Source organism: Microbacterium sp. 1262, assembly GCF_040544895.1.
GTDB classification, from domain to species: domain Bacteria; phylum Actinomycetota; class Actinomycetes; order Actinomycetales; family Microbacteriaceae; genus Microbacterium; species Microbacterium plantarum.
This window is the reverse complement of record NZ_JBEPKU010000001.1, coordinates 192,424-210,546: the sequence shown is the minus strand read 5'-3', so window position 1 is coordinate 210,546 and position 18,123 is coordinate 192,424. Positions and strand designations below refer to the sequence as shown.

18 protein-coding genes and 1 riboswitch are annotated in these 18,123 nt (G+C 69.8%); of the genes, 14 read left to right on the top strand and 4 right to left on the bottom strand.

Annotated elements, in window-relative coordinates:
* The first annotated feature begins 36 nt into the window (after window positions 1-36).
* The 6 genes from sdhA to ABIC53_RS00940 are packed head-to-tail and all read left to right on the top strand — an operon-like array spanning window position 37 to window position 6,302.
* Entirely contained in the window at window positions 37-1,863 is a 1,827-nt protein-coding gene (sdhA, locus tag ABIC53_RS00965; RefSeq protein WP_354450012.1) for a succinate dehydrogenase flavoprotein subunit, read from the top strand.
* The gene (locus tag ABIC53_RS00960; protein WP_094260201.1) at window positions 1,863-2,633 is read left to right on the top strand and encodes a succinate dehydrogenase iron-sulfur subunit; all 771 of its coding nucleotides are present in this window, start codon (window positions 1,863-1,865) and stop codon (window positions 2,631-2,633) included. Before sdhA ends, ABIC53_RS00960 begins: the two co-directional genes overlap by 1 nt.
* A 57-nt stretch (window positions 2,634-2,690) precedes the next feature.
* On the top strand, window positions 2,691-3,851 hold the full coding sequence (locus ABIC53_RS00955) for a YihY/virulence factor BrkB family protein (protein ID WP_354450010.1): 1,161 nt from the start codon (window positions 2,691-2,693) through the stop codon (window positions 3,849-3,851).
* A 33-nt stretch (window positions 3,852-3,884) separates the two neighbouring features.
* Window positions 3,885-4,724: an exodeoxyribonuclease III gene (locus ABIC53_RS00950; RefSeq protein ID WP_112617418.1), complete on the top strand. Its 840-nt coding sequence runs from the start codon at window positions 3,885-3,887 to the stop codon at window positions 4,722-4,724.
* Between the two features lie 50 nt (window positions 4,725-4,774).
* Window positions 4,775-5,779 (top strand): tryptophan--tRNA ligase, encoded by a 1,005-nt coding sequence (trpS, locus tag ABIC53_RS00945; RefSeq protein ID WP_502915505.1) that lies wholly within the window; start codon window positions 4,775-4,777, stop codon window positions 5,777-5,779.
* The gene (locus tag ABIC53_RS00940) at window positions 5,772-6,302 is read left to right on the top strand and encodes a hypothetical protein (RefSeq protein WP_354450008.1); all 531 of its coding nucleotides are present in this window, start codon (window positions 5,772-5,774) and stop codon (window positions 6,300-6,302) included. The genes trpS and ABIC53_RS00940 overlap by 8 nt, the downstream gene beginning before the upstream one ends.
* Window positions 6,303-6,796: 494 nt before the next feature.
* Here ABIC53_RS00940 and ABIC53_RS00935 read toward each other — a convergent pair whose 3' ends face one another.
* The gene (locus ABIC53_RS00935) at window positions 6,797-7,678 is read right to left on the bottom strand and encodes an endonuclease domain-containing protein (protein WP_274178924.1); all 882 of its coding nucleotides are present in this window, start codon (window positions 7,676-7,678) and stop codon (window positions 6,797-6,799) included.
* 402 nt (window positions 7,679-8,080) lie between these two features.
* Here ABIC53_RS00935 and ABIC53_RS00930 point away from each other — a divergent pair, with 402 nt between their 5' ends.
* The 8 genes from ABIC53_RS00930 (at window position 8,081) to ABIC53_RS00895 (ending at window position 15,398) form a co-directional block, all read left to right on the top strand.
* Window positions 8,081-8,644, top strand: coding sequence for a GNAT family N-acetyltransferase (locus ABIC53_RS00930; protein ID WP_112617420.1), 564 nt, complete (start codon window positions 8,081-8,083; stop codon window positions 8,642-8,644).
* Between the two features lie 74 nt (window positions 8,645-8,718).
* On the top strand, window positions 8,719-9,582 hold the full coding sequence (locus ABIC53_RS00925; protein WP_269267896.1) for an Fpg/Nei family DNA glycosylase: 864 nt from the start codon (window positions 8,719-8,721) through the stop codon (window positions 9,580-9,582).
* A gap of 56 nt (window positions 9,583-9,638) precedes the next feature.
* Window positions 9,639-9,785, top strand: a riboswitch (FMN riboswitch).
* Between the two features lie 57 nt (window positions 9,786-9,842).
* On the top strand, window positions 9,843-10,925 hold the full coding sequence (gene ribD, locus ABIC53_RS00920) for a bifunctional diaminohydroxyphosphoribosylaminopyrimidine deaminase/5-amino-6-(5-phosphoribosylamino)uracil reductase RibD (RefSeq protein WP_354450005.1): 1,083 nt from the start codon (window positions 9,843-9,845) through the stop codon (window positions 10,923-10,925).
* On the top strand, window positions 10,925-11,557 hold the full coding sequence (locus ABIC53_RS00915) for a riboflavin synthase (RefSeq protein WP_354450003.1): 633 nt from the start codon (window positions 10,925-10,927) through the stop codon (window positions 11,555-11,557). The genes ribD and ABIC53_RS00915 overlap by 1 nt, the downstream gene beginning before the upstream one ends.
* Window positions 11,554-12,873: a GTP cyclohydrolase II gene (gene ribA, locus ABIC53_RS00910; protein WP_114588578.1), complete on the top strand. Its 1,320-nt coding sequence runs from the start codon at window positions 11,554-11,556 to the stop codon at window positions 12,871-12,873. Before ABIC53_RS00915 ends, ribA begins: the two co-directional genes overlap by 4 nt.
* Complete coding sequence (gene ribH, locus ABIC53_RS00905) at window positions 12,870-13,343, top strand: 6,7-dimethyl-8-ribityllumazine synthase (RefSeq protein WP_274178927.1); 474 nt, start codon at window positions 12,870-12,872, stop codon at window positions 13,341-13,343. Before ribA ends, ribH begins: the two co-directional genes overlap by 4 nt.
* 40 nt (window positions 13,344-13,383) lie before the next feature.
* The gene (locus ABIC53_RS00900) at window positions 13,384-13,734 is read left to right on the top strand and encodes a Fe-S protein (RefSeq protein WP_274178928.1); all 351 of its coding nucleotides are present in this window, start codon (window positions 13,384-13,386) and stop codon (window positions 13,732-13,734) included.
* A 221-nt stretch (window positions 13,735-13,955) separates the two neighbouring features.
* Entirely contained in the window at window positions 13,956-15,398 is a 1,443-nt protein-coding gene (locus tag ABIC53_RS00895; protein ID WP_269267903.1) for an MFS transporter, read from the top strand.
* Between the two features lie 74 nt (window positions 15,399-15,472).
* Here ABIC53_RS00895 and ABIC53_RS00890 read toward each other — a convergent pair whose 3' ends face one another.
* Genes ABIC53_RS00890 through ABIC53_RS00880 form a run of 3 tightly spaced genes read right to left on the bottom strand, consistent with a single transcriptional unit; the run spans window position 15,473 to window position 18,095 of the window.
* Window positions 15,473-16,300, bottom strand: coding sequence for an ABC transporter permease (locus tag ABIC53_RS00890; protein WP_114588579.1), 828 nt, complete (start codon window positions 16,298-16,300; stop codon window positions 15,473-15,475).
* Entirely contained in the window at window positions 16,297-17,157 is an 861-nt protein-coding gene (locus ABIC53_RS00885; RefSeq protein ID WP_354450000.1) for an ABC transporter permease, read from the bottom strand. The genes ABIC53_RS00890 and ABIC53_RS00885 overlap by 4 nt, the downstream gene beginning before the upstream one ends.
* Entirely contained in the window at window positions 17,154-18,095 is a 942-nt protein-coding gene (locus ABIC53_RS00880; RefSeq protein ID WP_274178930.1) for an ABC transporter ATP-binding protein, read from the bottom strand. Before ABIC53_RS00880 ends, ABIC53_RS00885 begins: the two co-directional genes overlap by 4 nt.
* Window positions 18,096-18,123: the final 28 nt, after the last annotated feature.

Here is an 18,123-nt window from a genome sequence, read left to right as displayed (position 1 = left end):
CGACGACGTGAATCACAGCAACGAAAGGCTCGCCCCGTGAGCACCCAGACCGAAGCGGTCGTCGTCAAGGACGGCATCCACTACCACCAGTTCGACATCGTCATCGTCGGCGCCGGCGGCGCCGGCATGCGGGCGGCGATCGAAGCCGGTCCGGGTGCCCGCACCGCGGTGATCTCGAAGCTGTACCCGACCCGCTCGCACACCGGTGCGGCGCAGGGCGGCATGGCGGCGGCGCTCGCCAACGTCGAAGAGGACTCGTGGGAGTGGCACACCTTCGACACCGTCAAGGGCGGCGACTACCTCGTCGACCAGGACGCGGCGGAGATCCTCGCCAAGGAGGCCATCGACGCGGTCATCGACCTCGAGAACATGGGCCTGCCCTTCAACCGCACCCCCGAGGGCAAGATCGACCAGCGCCGCTTCGGCGGCCACACCGCCGACCACGGCAAGTCGCCGGTGCGCCGCGCCTGCTACGCCGCCGACCGCACGGGCCACATGATCCTGCAGACGCTGTTCCAGAACTGCGTCAAGCTCGGCATCAACTTCTTCAACGAGTACTACGTGCTCGACCTCATCACGGTGACCGCGCCCGACGGCTCGACCCAGACGGCGGGCGTCGTCGCCTACGACCTGGCGACCGGTGACCTGCACGTCTTCCACTCGAAGGCCGTCATCTTCGCCACCGGCGGCTTCGGCAAGATCTACAAGACGACCTCGAACGCCCACACCCTCACGGGCGACGGCGTCGGCATCGTCTGGCGCAAGGGCCTGCCGCTCGAGGACATGGAATTCTTCCAGTTCCACCCGACCGGCCTCGCCGGTCTCGGCATCCTGCTCACGGAAGGCGCACGCGGCGAGGGCGCGATCCTCCGCAACGCGTCGGGCGAGCGGTTCATGGAGCGCTACGCGCCCACCATCAAGGACCTCGCTCCCCGCGACATCGTCTCGCGATGCATGCAGCAGGAAGTCGCCGAAGGCCGCGGCGCCGGTCCCCACCGCGACTACGTGCTGCTCGACTGCACGCACCTGGGCGCCGAAGTCCTTGAGACCAAGCTCCCCGACATCACGGAGTTCGCCCGCACCTACCTCGGCGTCGACCCCGTCGTCGAGCCGGTGCCCGTCATGCCCACGGCGCACTACGCGATGGGCGGCATCCCCACGAACGTCGAGGCCGAGGTGCTCGCCGACAACACCACCGTCGTGCCGGGCCTCTACGCCGCCGGCGAGTGCGCGTGCGTCTCGGTGCACGGCTCGAACCGCCTCGGCACCAACTCGCTGCTCGACATCAACGTCTTCGGCAAGCGCGCCGGCCGCAACGCCGTCGAGTACGTCAAGACCGCCGACTTCGTGCCGCTGCCCGCGGACCCCGCCAAGGACGTGCGCGAACTCATCGAAGGCGTGCGCAACAACCCCGGCACCGAGCGCATCGCGGTCCTGCGCAAGACGCTCCAGGACGAGATGGACAAGGGCGCCCAGGTGTTCCGCACCGAGGAGTCGCTCCTGCACGTCATGGACGTCATCGCCGACCTGCGCGAGCGGTTCAAGAACATCCACGTCGACGACAAGGGCAAGCGGTTCAACACCGATCTGCTCGAGGCGGTCGAGCTGGGCTTCCTGCTCGACATCGCCGAGGTCGTCGTGGTCGCCGCTCGCAACCGCAAGGAGAGTCGCGGCGGACACATGCGCGATGACTTCCCGACGCGTGACGACGAGAACTACATGAAGCACACGATGGCCTATCTGTCGGGCGACCCCCACTCGTCGCACGCCGAGGACCACATCCGGCTCGACTGGAAGCCCGTCGTGTTCACCAAGAACGAGAACGGCGAACTGCGGTACCCGCCGCTGGAGAGGAAGTACTGATGACGATCGTCGAAACCGATGCCGCGGCCCCTGCCGAGGCGGCGAACGACACCGGCATCCAGTCGTTCCTGGTCACCTTCATCATCCGGCGCTTCGACCCCGAGGTCGACAGCGAGCCGAGGTGGGTCGACTACGACGTCGAGCTCTATTCGACCGACCGGGTCCTCGACGCCCTGCACAAGATCAAGTGGGATGTCGACGGGTCGCTGACCTTCCGCCGCTCGTGCGCGCACGGCATCTGCGGGTCCGACGCGATGCGCATCAACGGGCGCAACCGCCTGGCCTGCAAGACGCTGATCAAGGACCTCGACATCTCGCAGCCGATCTACGTCGAGGCGATCAAGGGCCTGCCGCTGGAGAAGGACCTCGTCGTCGACATGGAGCCGTTCTTCGCCTCCTACCGCGACGTGCAGCCCTTCCTCATCGCCAACTCGAAGCCCGAGGCCGGCAAGGAGCGCATCCAGTCGATCGCCGACCGCGAGATCTTCGACGACACCACCAAGTGCATCCTCTGCGCCGCGTGCACCTCGTCGTGCCCCGTGTTCTGGACCGACGGCCAGTACTTCGGCCCCGCCGCGATCGTCAACGCGCACCGCTTCATCTTCGACTCGCGCGACGACGCGGGCGACGTGCGCCTCGACATCCTCAACGACAAGGAAGGCGTGTGGCGCTGCCGCACGACCTTCAACTGCACCGAGGCCTGCCCGCGCGGCATCGAGGTCACCAAGGCGATCGCCGAGGTCAAGCAGGCGGTTCTCCGCGGGCGTTGAGCCGGCCGGGCTCGCGCCCGATCAGCTCGCGCCGCCGCTGCCGATAGATTCGACGACGTGGATCCCGACCCTTCCGCGACAGATGCGCTGAGCGAACGGTGGGATGCGTCTCGGCTGCGCGAGCGGCTCGACCAGCCCATCGAGCGTGCGACGACGATCACGCGTCGCACGCTCGGCTGGTTCCCGATCCGGGTATGGCGCCACTTTCTGCGGCACAACGGCTTCCTCCTCGCCGCGAGCATCAGTTACCAGTCGCTCTTCGCCCTCTTCGCCACCATCTACACGGCGTTCGCCGTCGTCGGGCTGTGGCTCGGGGGATCGCGCATGGCGATCGACGCCCTCATCGACGTCGTCAACAGCTACATCCCGGGGCTGATCTCCGGCAGCGGTCCGGTCTCCCCCACCGACGTCGCCGACATCGCCCGCAACAGCGGCAGCGTCCTGGCGGTGACGGGTGCCGTCGCCCTCGCGGTCGCGATCTGGACGGCCATCGGGTTCGTGACGTTCACGCGCCGCGCGGTGCGGGATATCTTCGGCCTCCCCTTCGACACGCGCAACTACCTGCTCCTGAAGCTGCGCGACTTCGGCGCCGCCCTGCTTTTCGGCCTCGCGCTCGTGCTCGGCGCCGCACTGGGTCTGGTGGCGGGCGGCGTCGTTCGGCAGGTGTTCGACCTCTTCGAGATCCCGTACGAGTCGACCACGATCGACGTGCTCAGCCGACTCGCGTCTGTGCTGGTCGCGATCGTGATCAACGCGGCCGCCCTCACCGCGCTCATCCGGTTCCTGACCGGGACCGCGCTGCCCTGGCGCAAGATCATCCCCGGATCGATCTTCGGCGGCGTCGCGCTGAGCGTGCTGCAGCTCGGCGCCGGCTTCCTCGCCGTCTACTCCCCCACCAACCCGCTCCTCGCGACGTTCTCGGTGCTCATCGGATTCCTCCTCTGGCTGCGCCTCGCGGGCATCGTCATCCTCGTCGCAGCGTCGTGGGTGGCCGTGTCGGCGGCGGATGACGGCATCCCGCTCGAGGTGAGGACCGAGGAAGAGAGGCGCGAGGACGAGCGGCGCGCCCTGCGTGTGGTCGCCGAGGCACAGCTGCGCGACGCCGAGCACGCCCTCGCCGAAGCCGGGTGGTGGCGGCGAGTTCCCGCCCGCCGGGATGTGAAGCGGGCGCGCGAGCTGCTGCGACGTCTCGACGCGGAGCAGCGCGCCGCGCGGTGAGCCCTGTCGGAGGCCGCGGTTACGCTGGCAGACGTGTCACGTCGTCTTCGCATCGCCTCCGTCAACGTCAACGGCATCCGCGCCGCCGCCCGCAAGGGAATGCACGAGTGGCTCGAGACCGCCGACGTCGACATCCTGACCCTCCAAGAGGTCCGCGCCCAGGCCTCCGACCTCGCCGCTGCCCTGCCGAACTGGCACTTCGTCTCCGACGAGGCGCTCGCGAAGGGGCGCGCAGGTGTCGCTATCGCCGCCCGCGAGCCCCTCGACGTCTGGCGCATCGAGCTCGGCGACGACGATCTCGACTCGAAGGGACGCTGGGTCGAGGCCGACATCGAGGTCGCGGGCGAGCATCTCACGGTCGTCAGCGCGTACGTCTTCACCGGCGAGGCCGACACCGAGAAGCAGGTCGCGAAGTACGCCTTCCTCGATGCGATGGAGAAGCGGATGCCGCAGCTCGGCGAACTCGCTGTCATCACCGGCGACCTGAACGTCGGCCACCGTGAGTTCGACATCCGCAACTGGCGCGGCAATCGCAAGAAGGCCGGCTTCCTCCCGCGCGAGCGGGCCTATTTCGACCGGTTCACCGCGCCCGCCGGCGTCGAGATCGACACCGTCGACGGCGAGCGGGGCACCGGCCTCGGGTGGGTCGACGTGGGACGTCGGTTCGCCGGCGAGGTCGACGGTCCCTACACGTGGTGGTCCAACCGCGGAAAGGCGTTCGACACCGACACCGGGTGGCGAATCGACTACCACCTCGCCACGCCGCAGCTCGCGGAGCGCGTCACCGACTACCGTGTCGTGCGCGCGCCGTCGTGGGACACCCGGTGGAGCGACCACGCCCCCGTCGTCGCCGACTACGTCTTCCCGGGCTGATCGAGGCGACGGGGCGACGGCCCGCGGGGCGACGCCCGTAGACTCTTCTGGTGACCAAGCCCCGCCTGTACTCCGGAATGCAGCCGTCCGCCGATTCGCTCCAGATCGGCAACTACATCGGGGCTCTCATGCAGTGGCGCGACCTGCAGGAGACCTACGACGCGTTCTTCTCCGTCGTCGACCTGCACGCCCTCACTCAGCCGCATGACCCCGCCGAGCTGCGGGCGAAGACTCGGCGCACCGCAGCGCAGTACATCGCGGCGGGCATCGAACCCTCGCGCTCGACCCTGTATGTGCAGTCGCACGTCCGCGCGCACGCCGAGCTCGCCTGGGTGCTCTCGACCATCACCGGGTTCGGCGAAGCCGGCCGGATGACGCAGTTCAAAGACAAGTCGCAGCGCTACGGCGCCGACGCCACCAACGTGGGGCTCTTCACCTACCCGGTGCTCATGGCCGCCGACATCCTGCTCTACCAGACCGACATCGTGCCCGTCGGCGACGACCAGAAGCAGCACGTCGAGCTGACGCGCACCCTGGCCGAGCGGTTCAACTCGCGCTACGGCGAGACGTTCCGCGTGCCGATGCCGGTCATCCAGCAGGACACCGCGCGCATCTACGACCTGCAGAACCCGACCTCGAAGATGTCGAAGTCCGCCGAGTCGGATGCCGGCGTGCTGTGGCTGCTCGACGACCCGAAGGTGTCGGCGAAGAAGGTCATGCGGGCCGTCACCGACTCCGAGGGCTCGGTTCGCTACGACCGCGAGAACAAGCCCGGCGTCTCGAACCTGCTCGTCATCTACGCCGCGCTGACGGGCCGCCAGATCCCCTCGATCGAGGACGAGTACGCCGGTCGCGGCTACGGCGACTTCAAGAAGGGACTGGCCGAGGTCGTCGTCTCCGAGTTCGGACCGGTCCGCGAGCGTGCCCTCGAGCTGCTCGACGACCCGGCCGAGCTCGACCGGGTGCTCGCGTCGAACGCCGCGCGCGCCGACGAGGTCGCCGACCGCACGCTCGCTGACGTCTACGACAAGTTGGGACTGCTGCGTCGTGTCTGACAACGAATCGACCGCGCCCGACGCCGGACTGCCCGCTGCGACCGACGGCAACCAGAACGCGGCGCCGGCGACCACCGCAGCGGAGATGCCGGTCGAGCCCGCGCCCGAGCTGATCGAGGCGCTCGACGAGGCGGCGGCCGCGTCGAAGGCCTCCCCCGCCGACGCCGCCGTGCAGGAGCGACTCTGGCGCGCCGCCTTCGCGCTCGACCGCTGGCTCTTCATCGCCCGCGGCTCCGACGACGAGCCCACCCCGTTCGCGCTGCGCTCGGACGAGGGCGCCGTGATCTTCGCGTTCTCCACCGCCGACCGCGCCCATGAAGCCGCCCTCGGTTTCGGCCTGCCCGAAGAGGAGGCATCGCGCCTCCTCGCCGTGCCGCTCCCGTCGGCCGCGGCGTGGGTCGCGTCCTACGCCGAGGCCGGCGTCGAAGCGATGGTCTTCGACGCACCCGGCAACGGTGCGATGGCTCCCCTGACGAACCTCGCCGCGATGGCGGTCTACATCTCGCAGAACCCCTCTGCCTGATCCCGGGACGGCCCCGTCCTCGCCGCTGCGGGGGCCCGTCCGCTGCGGGCGGCCCCGTCCCGACCGGCGGGGCTGCCGGAACCCCCGTCGCCACCGACGGGCCTACCGGCACCGTCCTGCGGGGCAGCCGTCCCCGTCCTGCGGGGTAGCCGTCGCGTCGGCGCCCCATCTTCGAGCCGTCCCCGTCCCGTCAACAGGCTCAGCGCCCCACCCGAGCCCCTACGCCCGACCGCGAGCCGTTTCAGCCTGCGCACGGCACGCGGAACAGCAGGCATCCGCACTCCGGTCGCCCGGTCGGCGCGTCGAGCGAGACCTGTCGACCCACCGAGCGAGAACCGCCCCACGGGCCGGGCGGGCCGGAGAACAGCCCTGTCTTCGCGTCATCTCCGTCCCGTCAACAGGCTCAGCGCCCCACCCAAGCCCCTACGCCCCACCGCGAGCCGTTTCAGCCTGCGCACGGCACGCAGAGCAGCAGGCATCCGCTGGTAGAAGCGTCAGCGCACGCGAGCCGGCCGCACACCGGATGCGAGAACGCCGCGCACGGCTTCGAGGACCCGATCGGGTCGCCACATGATGTCCGCCGCCATCGGTCGTAGCGTCAGGTAGCCGAGGGCTGCGGCCGCGAGGTCGCGCGCGCTGTCTCGTCGGCGCGCGTCGAGCCCGGAATGATGAGCATCGCTGTCGCACTCCACGATCAACCAACCATCGACGAGCAGATCGACTCGTCCGACTCCAGGTATGCGCACCTGCACCTCGACCGTCTTGGCGATTCCGCGCAGGAGGAGCCGCATGAGCGTCTCTGGTCCGGATTCGGCCCGCCCGTCAATCAGACGCCGGATCGGGCGGTATCGGAGAGGCAGGGCCGCAAAGACGCTGTCGAGATCCGCGGCCTGGAGAAGCCCGAGATGAAGCGCGCTGTCGAGCGTCGCGACGGCAGCTCGGGGTGACTGGCACTGCACCGCGCGGACCAGCGCGTCGATGATGCTCGAGCACGCGAACCATCTGGGGCGCGGAGCGATGGGAGGTGTCCAATGCAGCACCGACTTCGACCCCGCGAGGGTCTCGCGCGTCGGCACGCGCGAGGCCGTCCGCGGTAGCTGCACATGCGGCCCGGCCGGCTCGAGGACGAACACCCCGAGAAGGCGCAACAGGCTCACACAGGTGAGACGACCGCCGAGCGAGACCGCGACGACGACGGTTGGTGGCGCATCCGCGACGAGGTACGAGCCCCGCAGGGGCCTCACAAGTCGCCCGGCGGAGACGGCATCCGCGATGTCGCGCTTGCGGAGACCACCCGCGCGCAGATCGGATGTCGACCAACGACGCAACTCCATGATCTCTGCGGGAAGCCAGGCTGACGAGGCGTGAGGGTCCATGCCGACACGGTGTCGTCCGTGGTCCCGTGCATGGCCTGCGCAGGAGGAAATTGTGAACAGCCAGACTCGCCCGCTGCCTGTGCGGAAGTCGCTGATCCGTGCCACCGACAGGCTCAGGCGCCGCGTTCCGCGCGATGAGAGGCGCCATGGCGCCGCCAGCCTGTTGACGGCACGGCTGGACGCCGCCTGGCACGCACACGACGAGGAGTCCTCCGTCCCGGCGCGGAATGTCGGCTGACCGGAGCTCGATCCCCGGAACAGCTGAAACGCGTGCCGTCAACAGGCTGAGAGCGGGCCCCGGGGGCGCGAGGCACGGCGACACCGGGCTGGGCCTGTTCGCGGCACCGCGACGAAGGCTGGGCACGACCCGAACCGGCCGGCCCGCCTCGGTAGGGTCGGAGGATGGAACCGGTGACCCTCCGAACCGCGCGGCTCGAGCTGTCGATGCCCACTCTCGACGACGTCGACGCGATCACCGCGGCGGCGCAGGATCCCGAGGTCCCGCGCTGGACCACCGTGCCCTCTCCCTACACGCGCGAGCACGCCGAGGAGTTCATCGCGAAGGCTGCGGCCTGGTGGGACGAGCAGTCCGAGCTGACGTGGGGCATCCGCCGGGACGGCCAGTGGATCGGCATGATCGGCCTGCACCGCGTGAGCCCGGAAGGTGCCGCGGAGATCGGGTTCTGGATGAGCGTATCGGCGCGCGGGCACGGCTACCTGAGCGAGGCAGCCCGCGCGGTCATCGACTTCGGCTTCGCCGAGCCGCTGTCGCTCGCGCGCATCGAATGGCGGGCGATCGTCGGCAACGTCGCATCGGCGCGCACCGCGCGCAGCCTCGGCTTCCGGTACGAAGGGATGCTGCGGCGCGGGCTCCCGCACCGCGACGCCCGCCACGACGGCTGGATCGCCGGCATCCTGCCCGACGACGACCGCGCGCCGCAGCCCTGGCCGATCCTCGCCGACTGAACCACGCCTGAACCAGGCCGCGGTCCGGGCGCAAGCCCGTGCCGCGTGGGGGTGGTGCGTGCCAGGATGACGCCATGCCCGAGATGCCGGAAGTGCAGGGACTCGTCGACTACCTCGGCGGTCGCCTCGCCGGACGCCGCATCACGAAAGCCCGGGTCAGCGCGATCTCCGCGCTGAAGACGTACGACCCGCCGATCGAGACGCTCGAGGGCGCGACGGTGACCGCTGCATCCCGTCACGGCAAGTTCGTCGACCTGGCCACCGACGGCGGCACGCACCTGGTCTTCCACCTCGCCAAGGCGGGGTGGCTGCGCTGGTACGACGCGCTGCCGTCGACCGTCATCCGCCCCGGCAAGACCCCGATCGCGCTCCGCGTCGGCTTCGACGACGACTCGGGGTTCGATCTGACCGAGGCCGGCACGAAGAAGTCGCTCGCGGTCTACGTCGTCCGTGATCCGGCCGAGGTGCCGGGCATCGCCCGGCTCGGTCCCGACCCGCTGGATCCCTCGTTCGACCGCGACACCCTGGCGGGCCTGCTGGCGGGCCGCCGCACCCAGATCAAGGGTGTGCTGCGCGATCAGTCCATCGTCGCGGGGATCGGCAACGCGTACTCCGACGAGATCCTCCACGCGGCGAAGATGTCGCCCTACGCGCTGGCCGCGAATCTGGACGACGCGGAGGTCGACCGGCTCTACACCGCACTCAGCGCGACGCTGGCCGAGGCCGTCGCCGCGGCATCGGGCAAGCCTCCTGCCGACCTGAAGGACGCCAAACGCCGCGGGATGCGGGTGCATGGGCGCCGCGGCGAGGCGTGCCCGGTCTGCGGCGATGAGGTGCGCAGCGTCTTCTTCGCCGACAACAGCCTGGAGTACTGCCCGACGTGCCAGACCGGCGGCAAGCTGCTCGCGGATCGCCGACTCTCCCGCCTGCTCAAGTGACGGCGGAAGTCGGGAATGCCGCAGGCAGCGCCGCGTTGAGTACGATCGGAGTATTGAACGTGCTCCGGGGTCGGTGAGAATCCGAACCGGCGGTGAGAGTCCGCGACCCTCGAGGCCCTCGGGCCGAGAGGTTGATCCGGTGGAATTCCGGGACCGACGGTGATGCGACGCGAGTCGCTAGTCCGGATGAGAGGAAGCACGGCAGCGTTCGCGCTGCGCGCGCCCGCCCGCGTCCCCGGAGACTGACCGAAGGACGAAGGATGCCGGGCACCACCGACCGCGAGATCGCCGCGATGCGTCGCGCTTTCGAGCTCGCCGGCAACGGTCCGCGCGGGCTGAACCCGCAGGTCGGCGCCGTGCTCCTGGCACCCGACGGGTCCGTGCTCGCCGAGGGCTGGCACCGTGGCGCGGGCACTCCCCACGCCGAGGTCGACGCTCTCACTCAGCTCTCCGCCGGCGCGGCCCGCGGCGCCACCGCCGTGGTGAGCCTCGAGCCCTGCAACCACACCGGCCGCACCGGCCCGTGCGCGCTCGCGCTCATCGAGGCCGGCGTGGCGCGGGTGGTCTACTCCGCGTCCGACCCGGGCGACGCATCGGCCGGCGGCGCGCAGCGCCTGCGTGATGCCGGGGTCGACGTCGTCGGCGGGGTGCTCGCCGACGACGGTCACGCGCTCATCCACGACTGGCTCACCGTGCAGCGCCTCGGCCGGCCGCACGTCACCGTGAAGTGGGCGCAGTCGCTCGACGGTCGCGCCGCGGCACCCGACGGCACGAGCCAGTGGATCACCGGCCCCGCCGCACGAGCAGACGTCCACCGCCGGCGCAGCGAGGCCGACGCCATCGTCGTGGGCACGGGCACCCTGCTCTCCGACGATCCCGCCCTGACGGCGCGGCGTCCCGACGGCACTCTCTACGAGCGGCAGCCGATGCCCGTCGTCCTCGGTCAGCGTGCCGTGCCCGACGACGCGCTCGTGCGTCGACACCCGCTGCCCCTCCTGCACCGCGACGGCGAGAACCTCGGCGGCGAGAGCGCGAACGAGCCCTCGCTGATGACGCAGTTGCGTGAGCTCGGGGTGCAGCGCGTCTTCGTCGAGGGCGGCCCGACCATTGCCAGCGCCTTCATTCGGGCAGGGCTCGCCGACGAGATCCTCGCCTACATCGCCCCGACCCTCATCGGCTCCGGCACGGTCGGCGACGACCGCCCGGCGCTGCGTTCGCTCGGCGTCGAGACGATCACCGACCAGCGACGTCTGCGCGTGCGCTCGGTCGAGACCCTGGGCGACGACCTGCTGATCGTCGCCTCCCCCGCGCCCCCGACATCCCCGTCCGAAGGAGACGCCTGATGTTCACCGGAATCATCGAAGAGATCGGCGAGGTCGTCGCCGTCGAGCCGTCGGGCGAGGGCGTGCGGATCACCGTGCGCGCGCCGAAGGCGGTGTCGGATGCCGGCCACGGCGACTCGATCGCCGTCAGCGGTGTCTGCCTCACGGTGGTCGACCAGGGCGACGACTGGTTCACGGCAGACGTCATGCGCCAGACCCTCGACGTGTCGAGCCTCACCGGGATCGAGCCGGGCCGGGCCGTCAACCTCGAACGCGCGCTCGCGGCGCACACCCGGCTGGGCGGGCACATCGTGCAAGGACACGTCGATGGACTCGGCCACGTCCTGGAGGTACGCCCCGGCGAGCAGTGGCGCGTCCTGCGCATCTCCGTGCCCGCCGACCTCGCCCCGCTCGTCGTGGACAAGGGGTCGATCACGGTCGACGGCGTCTCCCTGACCGTCAGCGCCGTGAGCGCCGCCCACGTCGCGGAGGCCTGGCTCGAGGTCTCCCTCATCCCCGAGACGCTCGCCGCGACAACCCTCGGCGACCGGATCGTCGGCGACGCGGTCAACCTCGAGACCGACATCCTCGCCCGACACGTCCAGCGGTTGCTGGCATTCACCACCCTCTCGAACGAAGGAGGCTCCCGATGAGCCTTTCTCCCCTCTCCGAGGCGCTCGACGCGCTGCGGGCCGGAAAGCCGATCATCGTCGCCGACGATGAGAACCGCGAGAACGAAGGCGACGTCATCTTGTCGGCCGCGCTCGCCACACCCGAGTGGATCGCGTGGACGGTCCGTCACTCGAGCGGTTTCATCTGCGCGCCGATGCCCGCCGAGTGGGCCGACCGGCTGGATCTCCCGCCGATGGTCGAGACGAACGAGGATGCCCGCGGCACCGCCTACACCGTCTCGGTCGACGCCGCCGACGGCGTGACCACCGGCATCAGCGCGGCCGATCGCGCCCGCACCCTCACGGTGCTCGCCGATCCCGCGTCGACGCCGGGCAGCGTCATCCGTCCGGGCCACATCCTGCCTTTGCGCGCCGTCGAGGGCGGTGTGCGCGAGCGCAGCGGTCACACCGAAGCGGCGGTCGAGCTGATGCAGCTCGCCGGTCTCGAGCCGGTCGGCGCGATCGCCGAGATCGTCGCAGACGACGGCTCGATGATGCGGATGCCGGGCCTGCTCGAGCTCGGCGAGCGCGACGGCATCCCGGTCATCACGATCGAGCAGCTCATCGCGCACCTCGACGAGACCGACCCGCGTCCCGCCGGCGGCGCCGCTTCGAACCGGCGCCGCGTGAGCCTGCGTGCCGAGGCGCAGGTGCCGACGTCGCACGGCACGTTCCGCTTCCTCGCGTACAAGGACCGCGTCACCGGCACCGACCACATCGCCGTCGTCTCGGGCGACCTCGCAGATGCCGCCCCACTCGTGCGTGTGCACTCGGAGTGCCTCACGGGCGAGGCGTTCGGCTCGCTCAAGTGCGAGTGCGGCCCGCAACTCGATGCCGCCCTCGACGCGATCGACCGCGACGGCGGGATCGTCATCTACATGCGCGGTCATGAGGGTCGCGGCATCGGGCTGATCAACAAGCTCCGCGCCTACCAGCTGCAGGAGCGCGGGCTCGACACCCTCGACGCGAATCTCGCGCTCGGGCTTCCCGCCGACGCCCGCGACTACGCCGCGGCTGCCGGCATCCTCGCCGATCTCGGCGTGGGCAGCATCCGCCTGCTGACGAACAACTCCGACAAGGTGTCGCAGCTGCGCGCGCTCGGCCTCGACATCGCCGAGCAGGTTCCGCTGCTCGTCGGCGTGGGCGCCAACAACCACCAGTACCTCGCCACGAAGCGCGACCGCATGGGCCACATCATCGACGACGCCGAGCTGAGCGCGGCGCTCGCCCGCGGCACCGTGGCGGCCCCCGCGGACGAGACCACCGACCCTCGACAGAACTCGGAGAACATCGCATGAGCGGACACGGCGCTCCCGAACGCCAGAACATCGACGCGGGCGACCTGAAGGTCGTCGTCGTCGCCGGCCAGTGGCACGACGTCATCACCGACGGACTCATCGCCGGCGCCGAGCGCGTGCTCGAGGAGTCGGGTGCGGCCTGGCGGCTCGTGCGCGTGCCGGGATCGTTCGAGCTCCCGGTCGTGGCGAAGGCCGCGCTCGATTCCGGAGCGGATGCCGTCGTCGCCCTCGGCGTCATCATCCGCGGCGGAACGCCCCACTTCGACTTCGTGTCGTCGGCGGCCACCGACGGGCTGACGCGCGTCGCGATCGACACGGGCAAGCCGGTCGGTTTCGGCGTGCTCACCCTCGACGACGAGCAGCAGGGCATCGACCGGGCGGGTCTGCCCGGCTCGAAGGAGGACAAGGGCGCGGAGGCGGCGGATGCTGCACTGCGCACGGCGCTGACGCTGCGCTCGCTTCGCGGCTGACACTGTGTCGGCACTCCATACCTTCAGCTAGGCTGAGGGTATGGAAACCCTCCGCGGAATCGTCCTCGTCGTCCACCTCATCGGTTTCGCCACGCTCTTCGGCGCCTGGCTCGTCGAAGCCCTCGGCGCCCGCCGCATCACGCGGGTCATGAGCTACGGCCTCCTCGTCGCCGGTGTCGCCGGGCTCGCCCTGGCAGCACCGTGGGGAACCGACCACGAGTTCAACTACGTCAAGATCACCGTCAAGCTCGTCATCCTGCTCGTGATCGGTGCGCTGCTGGGCATCGGCTCGGCCCGCCAGAAGCGCACCCAGGCGGTTCCCGCCGCCATCTTCTGGCTGATCGGAATCGGCACGGTGGCCAACGTCGCGATCGCGGTGCTCTGGCGCTGACACCCCCGGACTGCGGTCCACCACGCGCGGATGCCGCGTCTCGGAACACCGGGTCGCGGCATCCGCCGTAGAATGGACGATCGTGCGTCGCCGACACCGTCGACGCCGCCGGTGATCCCCGCGTCGAACGTCCGCCGCACCACCCCGCCTCGGACGTCCGCCCACCGGCACGCTCCCACGAGGGCGCTCACCCGTTCTCCCAGACAGGCATCACACCGCACATGTCATCCGCCACCGCGGCTCCCACCGCGCCCGCGAACCCCCGTTCCCGCGTCATCACCGCCAGCCTCGTCGGCACCACGATCGAGTTCTACGACTTCTACGTCTACGCGACCGCGGCGGTCCTGGTCTTCCCGATCCTCTTCTTCCCGAGCGACGACGACACCGCGTCGCTCCTCGCCTCGTTCGCGGTCTTCGGCGCCGCGATGATCGCGCGTCCCATCGGCGCCGTCGTCTTCGGCCACTTCGGCGACAAGTTCGGCCGCAAGGCGACCCTCGTCGCCTCGCTCCTCACGATGGGCATCGCGACGATCCTCATCGGATGCCTCCCCACCTTCAACGACATCGGCTGGTGGGCGGCGCTGCTGCTCCTCGTGCTGCGTCTCGCGCAGGGCTTCGCCCTCGGCGGCGAATGGTCGGGAGCGGCGCTCGTCGCCACCGAGAACGCCCCGAAGGGCAAGCGCGCCTGGTACGGCACCTTCCCCCAACTGGGCGCGCCGATCGGTTTCATCATCGCGAACTCGGTCTTCCTCGTGATCTACTTCGCGCTGCCGCACCCCGACGGCCCGGCCCAGCGTTCCGAGGAGTTCCTCGCCTGGGGCTGGCGCGTGCCGTTCCTGTTCTCCGCCGTCATGGTCATCGTCGGCCTGTGGGTGCGCCTCAAGCTCGTCGAGAGCGAGACGTTCTCGAAGGCGGAGAAGACCGGCGCCATCCGCAAGTTCCCGCTCGGATCCGTCATCCGCGGACACTGGCGCGCGCTGATCCTCGGCACCTTCATCATGCTCGCGACCTACGTGCTCTTCTACCTGATGACGAGCTTCACCCTCGCGTACGGCACCAAGCCGACCCTCGAGACCGCGCAGGCGACCGCCGAGGCATCGGGCGCGGCCTTCGACGCGGCGGCCTACGTTCCGGGCCTCGGGTTCGGGTTCACCGACTTCGTCATCATGCAGATCGTCGGCGTGATCTTCTTCGGCATCTTCACGCTGCTGTCGGGCCCCGTCGCCGACTCGATCGGCCGCCGCAAGCTGCTGCTGTGGGTCACCGGCGTCATCGCGGTGTTCGGCCTGCTGTTCGCGGTCTTCCTCGCACCGCAGCTCGACCCGAAGTTCACCGGGGCGCTCGTCCAGGCGTTCCTCGTGCTCGGCTTCATGCTCATGGGCGCGACGTTCGGCCCGATGGGCGCGCTGCTCCCCGAGCTGTTCCCGACCAACGTTCGCTACACCGGCTCGGCCATCTCTTACAACGTGGCGTCGATCCTCGGTGCCGCCGTCGCGCCCAGCATCGCGACGACCCTGTGGGCGCTCGCTGGCGGCTCGACCTGGCTCGTCGGCGTGTACCTCACGGCCTCCGCCGTGCTCACCTTCATCGCCCTGTGGCTGTCGAAGGAGACCAAGGACTCCGAGTACGACGCGAACATCGGCGAGGCGGCAGCCACACGCTGATCCCCGCCTCGGACGACGGATGCCGCGGGCCCTCGGGCTCGCGGCATCCGTCGTCTCTGCGCGGTCGCGGCGCGTCAGTCGAGGAACAGGGCGCGCAGCCGCTTGGTCGTGAATACGAGACCGAGCGCGATCATCACGACGAAGTAGAGCACGTGCCACAGCATTCCGGCGGAGAGGATGCCGGTTGTCAGCCCGCGGATCAGCTCGACGCCGTGCCACAGCGGCAGCGCCTGCACGATCACCTGCACCCACTCGGGATAGACCGTGATCGGGTAGAAGGTCGCCGAGAACAGGAACATCGGCAGCAGCACGAAGTTGATCCAGTCCATGTGCTGGAAGGTCTTCATGTAGCTCGTGACGGCCATGCCGATGCTCGCGAACCCGAAGGCGATGAGCAGCACCGCCGGGAGGGCGAGCACGGCGGTCCATGCGAGGTTCAGCCCCAGCACCTGCATGATGATCATGAAGCCGGTGGCGTAGACGAGACCGCGAAGCAGCGCGTACAGGATCTCACCGAGGGCGACGTCGAGCGGCCCGAGCGAGGTCGACAGCATCCCCTCGTAGAGCTTGCCGTAGTTGAGCTTGAAGAAGACGTTCCACGTCGAGTCGTACACGGCACCGTTCATCGCCGAGACCGCGAGCAGCGCGGGAGCGATGTACGCCGCGTACGGGACCTCGGCTCCCGACGAGGTCTCGACCTCGCCGATGAGGGCGCCGAGCCCGATGCCGAGAGACGCGAGATAGAACACGGGCTCGAAGAAGCCCGAGAGGACGACGATCCAACTCGACGAACGAGCCGCGATGAGACCGCGCTGCACGACCGCGCCCGGGTTGCCGGCCCACAGTGCGCGTACGCCCCCGCGGCGGCCCGTCGGCGTCTCCGGCGCGATCACGGCGCTCATTTCGCGAGCCTCTCGGTGAAGACACGGCGGCCCCAGAGGTAGCCGACGGCGGCGAGTGCGAGCAGGTAGAGCACGTGCACGGCGATCATCCCGACGCCGATGTCGGCCCCGTAGGTCGCCGCGCGCCCCAGCTCGGCGCCGTGCCACAGGGGCGAGATCCACGCGATCCACTGCAGGCCGACCGGAAGTGTCTCCACGGGGTAGAAGGTGCCCGAGAAGAGGAACATCGGCATGAAGATGAAGCGCTGCACGAGGGCGAACTGCCCCTTGTCGTCTTGGATGGAGCCCGCATACGCCATGAGCGGGATGCCGAAGGCGATACCGGCCGCGACACCGGCGAGGATCGACAGCCAGCCCGTCGCGGGGTTCGGGACAGCGCCGAACGGCAGCAGCCAGATGAAGAGGTAGTAAGCACCGACGGCGACGATCATCCGCGCCGTCGCACCGATGATGACACCGTTCGCGATCTGCGGGCTCGACAGCGCCGACGCGTTGAATCCGTAGAAGTAGCGGCGCCACTTGAAGCCCGCCATCACCGGATAGGTCATCTCCTCGGAGGCCACGGCGATCGCGGCGGTGACGAGCAGCGCCGGCGCGACGAACGGGAGATAGCCGACCTCCTGGCCGTGGGAGGAGATCGGCGCGGTGATGAGCGCCGCGAGCCCGACGGCCAGCCCGAGCAGATACATGATCGGCTGCCCGACCGCGCCGACGACGATCGTCCAGCCGTAGGCGCGCATCGCACGGACCATGTGCTCGGCGACGTACCAGGTGCCGTAGCGCCGGGGCTTGCGCCCACCGGCCATCGCCTCGGCCCGGAGATCGTCGAGCGTGGGGTGCGCGGTCTGGGTGCTCATTCGATCAGCGACCGTCCGGTCAGGCGCAGGAAGACGTCTTCGAGGCTCGATCGGCGCACAAGGCTCGTGAGCGGCGTGAGCCCCACCGCCGAGACACGCTCGAGAGCCGCCTCACCGTCGTGGGCGTAGACGAGGATGCGGTCGGGCAGCACCTCGACGCGGTCGCCGATGCCCCGCAGCTGAGCGGCCGCGGACTCGTTGCGGTCGGACCCGAAGCGCACCTCGAGGACTTCACGGCTCGAGTGCTCGCGGATGAGCGAGGCCGGCGTGCCCTCGGCCATGATCCGCCCCTTGTCGACGACGATGAGTCGGTCGCACAGCTGCTCGGCCTCGTCCATGTAGTGGGTCGTGAGGACGAGCGTCGTGCCGCGCTCCTTCAGACGGAACAGCCGGTCCCACAGCACGTGGCGGGCCTGGGGGTCGAGGCCCGTCGTCGGTTCGTCGAGCAGCAGGATGCGCGGGTCGTTGATGAGGCCGCGCGCGATCGTGAGGCGCCGCTTCATGCCGCCCGACAGCTGATCGACCTTGTTCTTCGCCTTGTCTTCGAGCTGCGCGAACGCGAGCAGCTCGTCGGCCTTCTCGTGGCAGACCTTGCCCGGAAGACCGAAGTACCGCCCGTAGATGTAGAGGTTCTCGCGGGCGTTCAGCTCGCCGTCGAGGTTGTCCTGCTGGGGCACCACCCCGAGCCGGGATCGGATCTCGGGGCCGTAGCGATCGGGATCGAGCCCGAGGATCTGCAGGTCGCCGCCGCTGCGGGTGGACACCGCGCCGATCATCTTCATCGTGGTCGACTTTCCCGCGCCGTTCGGGCCGAGCAGCCCGAAGGACTCTCCGGGCGCCACCTCGAACGACAGGTCGTCGACCGCGACGAAGTCGGGCTTGCTCTTCACGGCATAGGTCTTGCGCAGCCCACGGGCGGAGATGACGGATTCTGGCACGCGACAACACTAGCGACGACGTCCGACG

Bases quoted from the DNA above. Each gene is read 5' to 3' on its own strand.
- ABIC53_RS00930 (WP_112617420.1), top strand. From the start codon at position 8,081: ATGGAACCGGTGACCCTCCGAACCGCGCGGCTCGAGCTGTCGATGCCC.
- ribH (WP_274178927.1), top strand. From the start codon at position 12,870: ATGAGCGGACACGGCGCTCCCGAACGCCAGAACATCGACGCGGGCGAC.
- ABIC53_RS00935 (WP_274178924.1), bottom strand. From the start codon at position 7,678: ATGGACCCTCACGCCTCGTCAGCCTGGCTTCCCGCAGAGATCATGGAG.
- ABIC53_RS00915 (WP_354450003.1), top strand. From the start codon at position 10,925: ATGTTCACCGGAATCATCGAAGAGATCGGCGAGGTCGTCGCCGTCGAG.
- ABIC53_RS00960 (WP_094260201.1), top strand. From the start codon at position 1,863: ATGACGATCGTCGAAACCGATGCCGCGGCCCCTGCCGAGGCGGCGAAC.
- ABIC53_RS00890 (WP_114588579.1), bottom strand. From the start codon at position 16,300: ATGAGCGCCGTGATCGCGCCGGAGACGCCGACGGGCCGCCGCGGGGGC.
- ribD (WP_354450005.1), top strand. From the start codon at position 9,843: ATGCCGGGCACCACCGACCGCGAGATCGCCGCGATGCGTCGCGCTTTC.
- ABIC53_RS00885 (WP_354450000.1), bottom strand. From the start codon at position 17,157: ATGAGCACCCAGACCGCGCACCCCACGCTCGACGATCTCCGGGCCGAG.
- ABIC53_RS00895 (WP_269267903.1), top strand. From the start codon at position 13,956: ATGTCATCCGCCACCGCGGCTCCCACCGCGCCCGCGAACCCCCGTTCC.
- ribA (WP_114588578.1), top strand. From the start codon at position 11,554: ATGAGCCTTTCTCCCCTCTCCGAGGCGCTCGACGCGCTGCGGGCCGGA.
- ABIC53_RS00900 (WP_274178928.1), top strand. From the start codon at position 13,384: ATGGAAACCCTCCGCGGAATCGTCCTCGTCGTCCACCTCATCGGTTTC.
- ABIC53_RS00925 (WP_269267896.1), top strand. From the start codon at position 8,719: ATGCCCGAGATGCCGGAAGTGCAGGGACTCGTCGACTACCTCGGCGGT.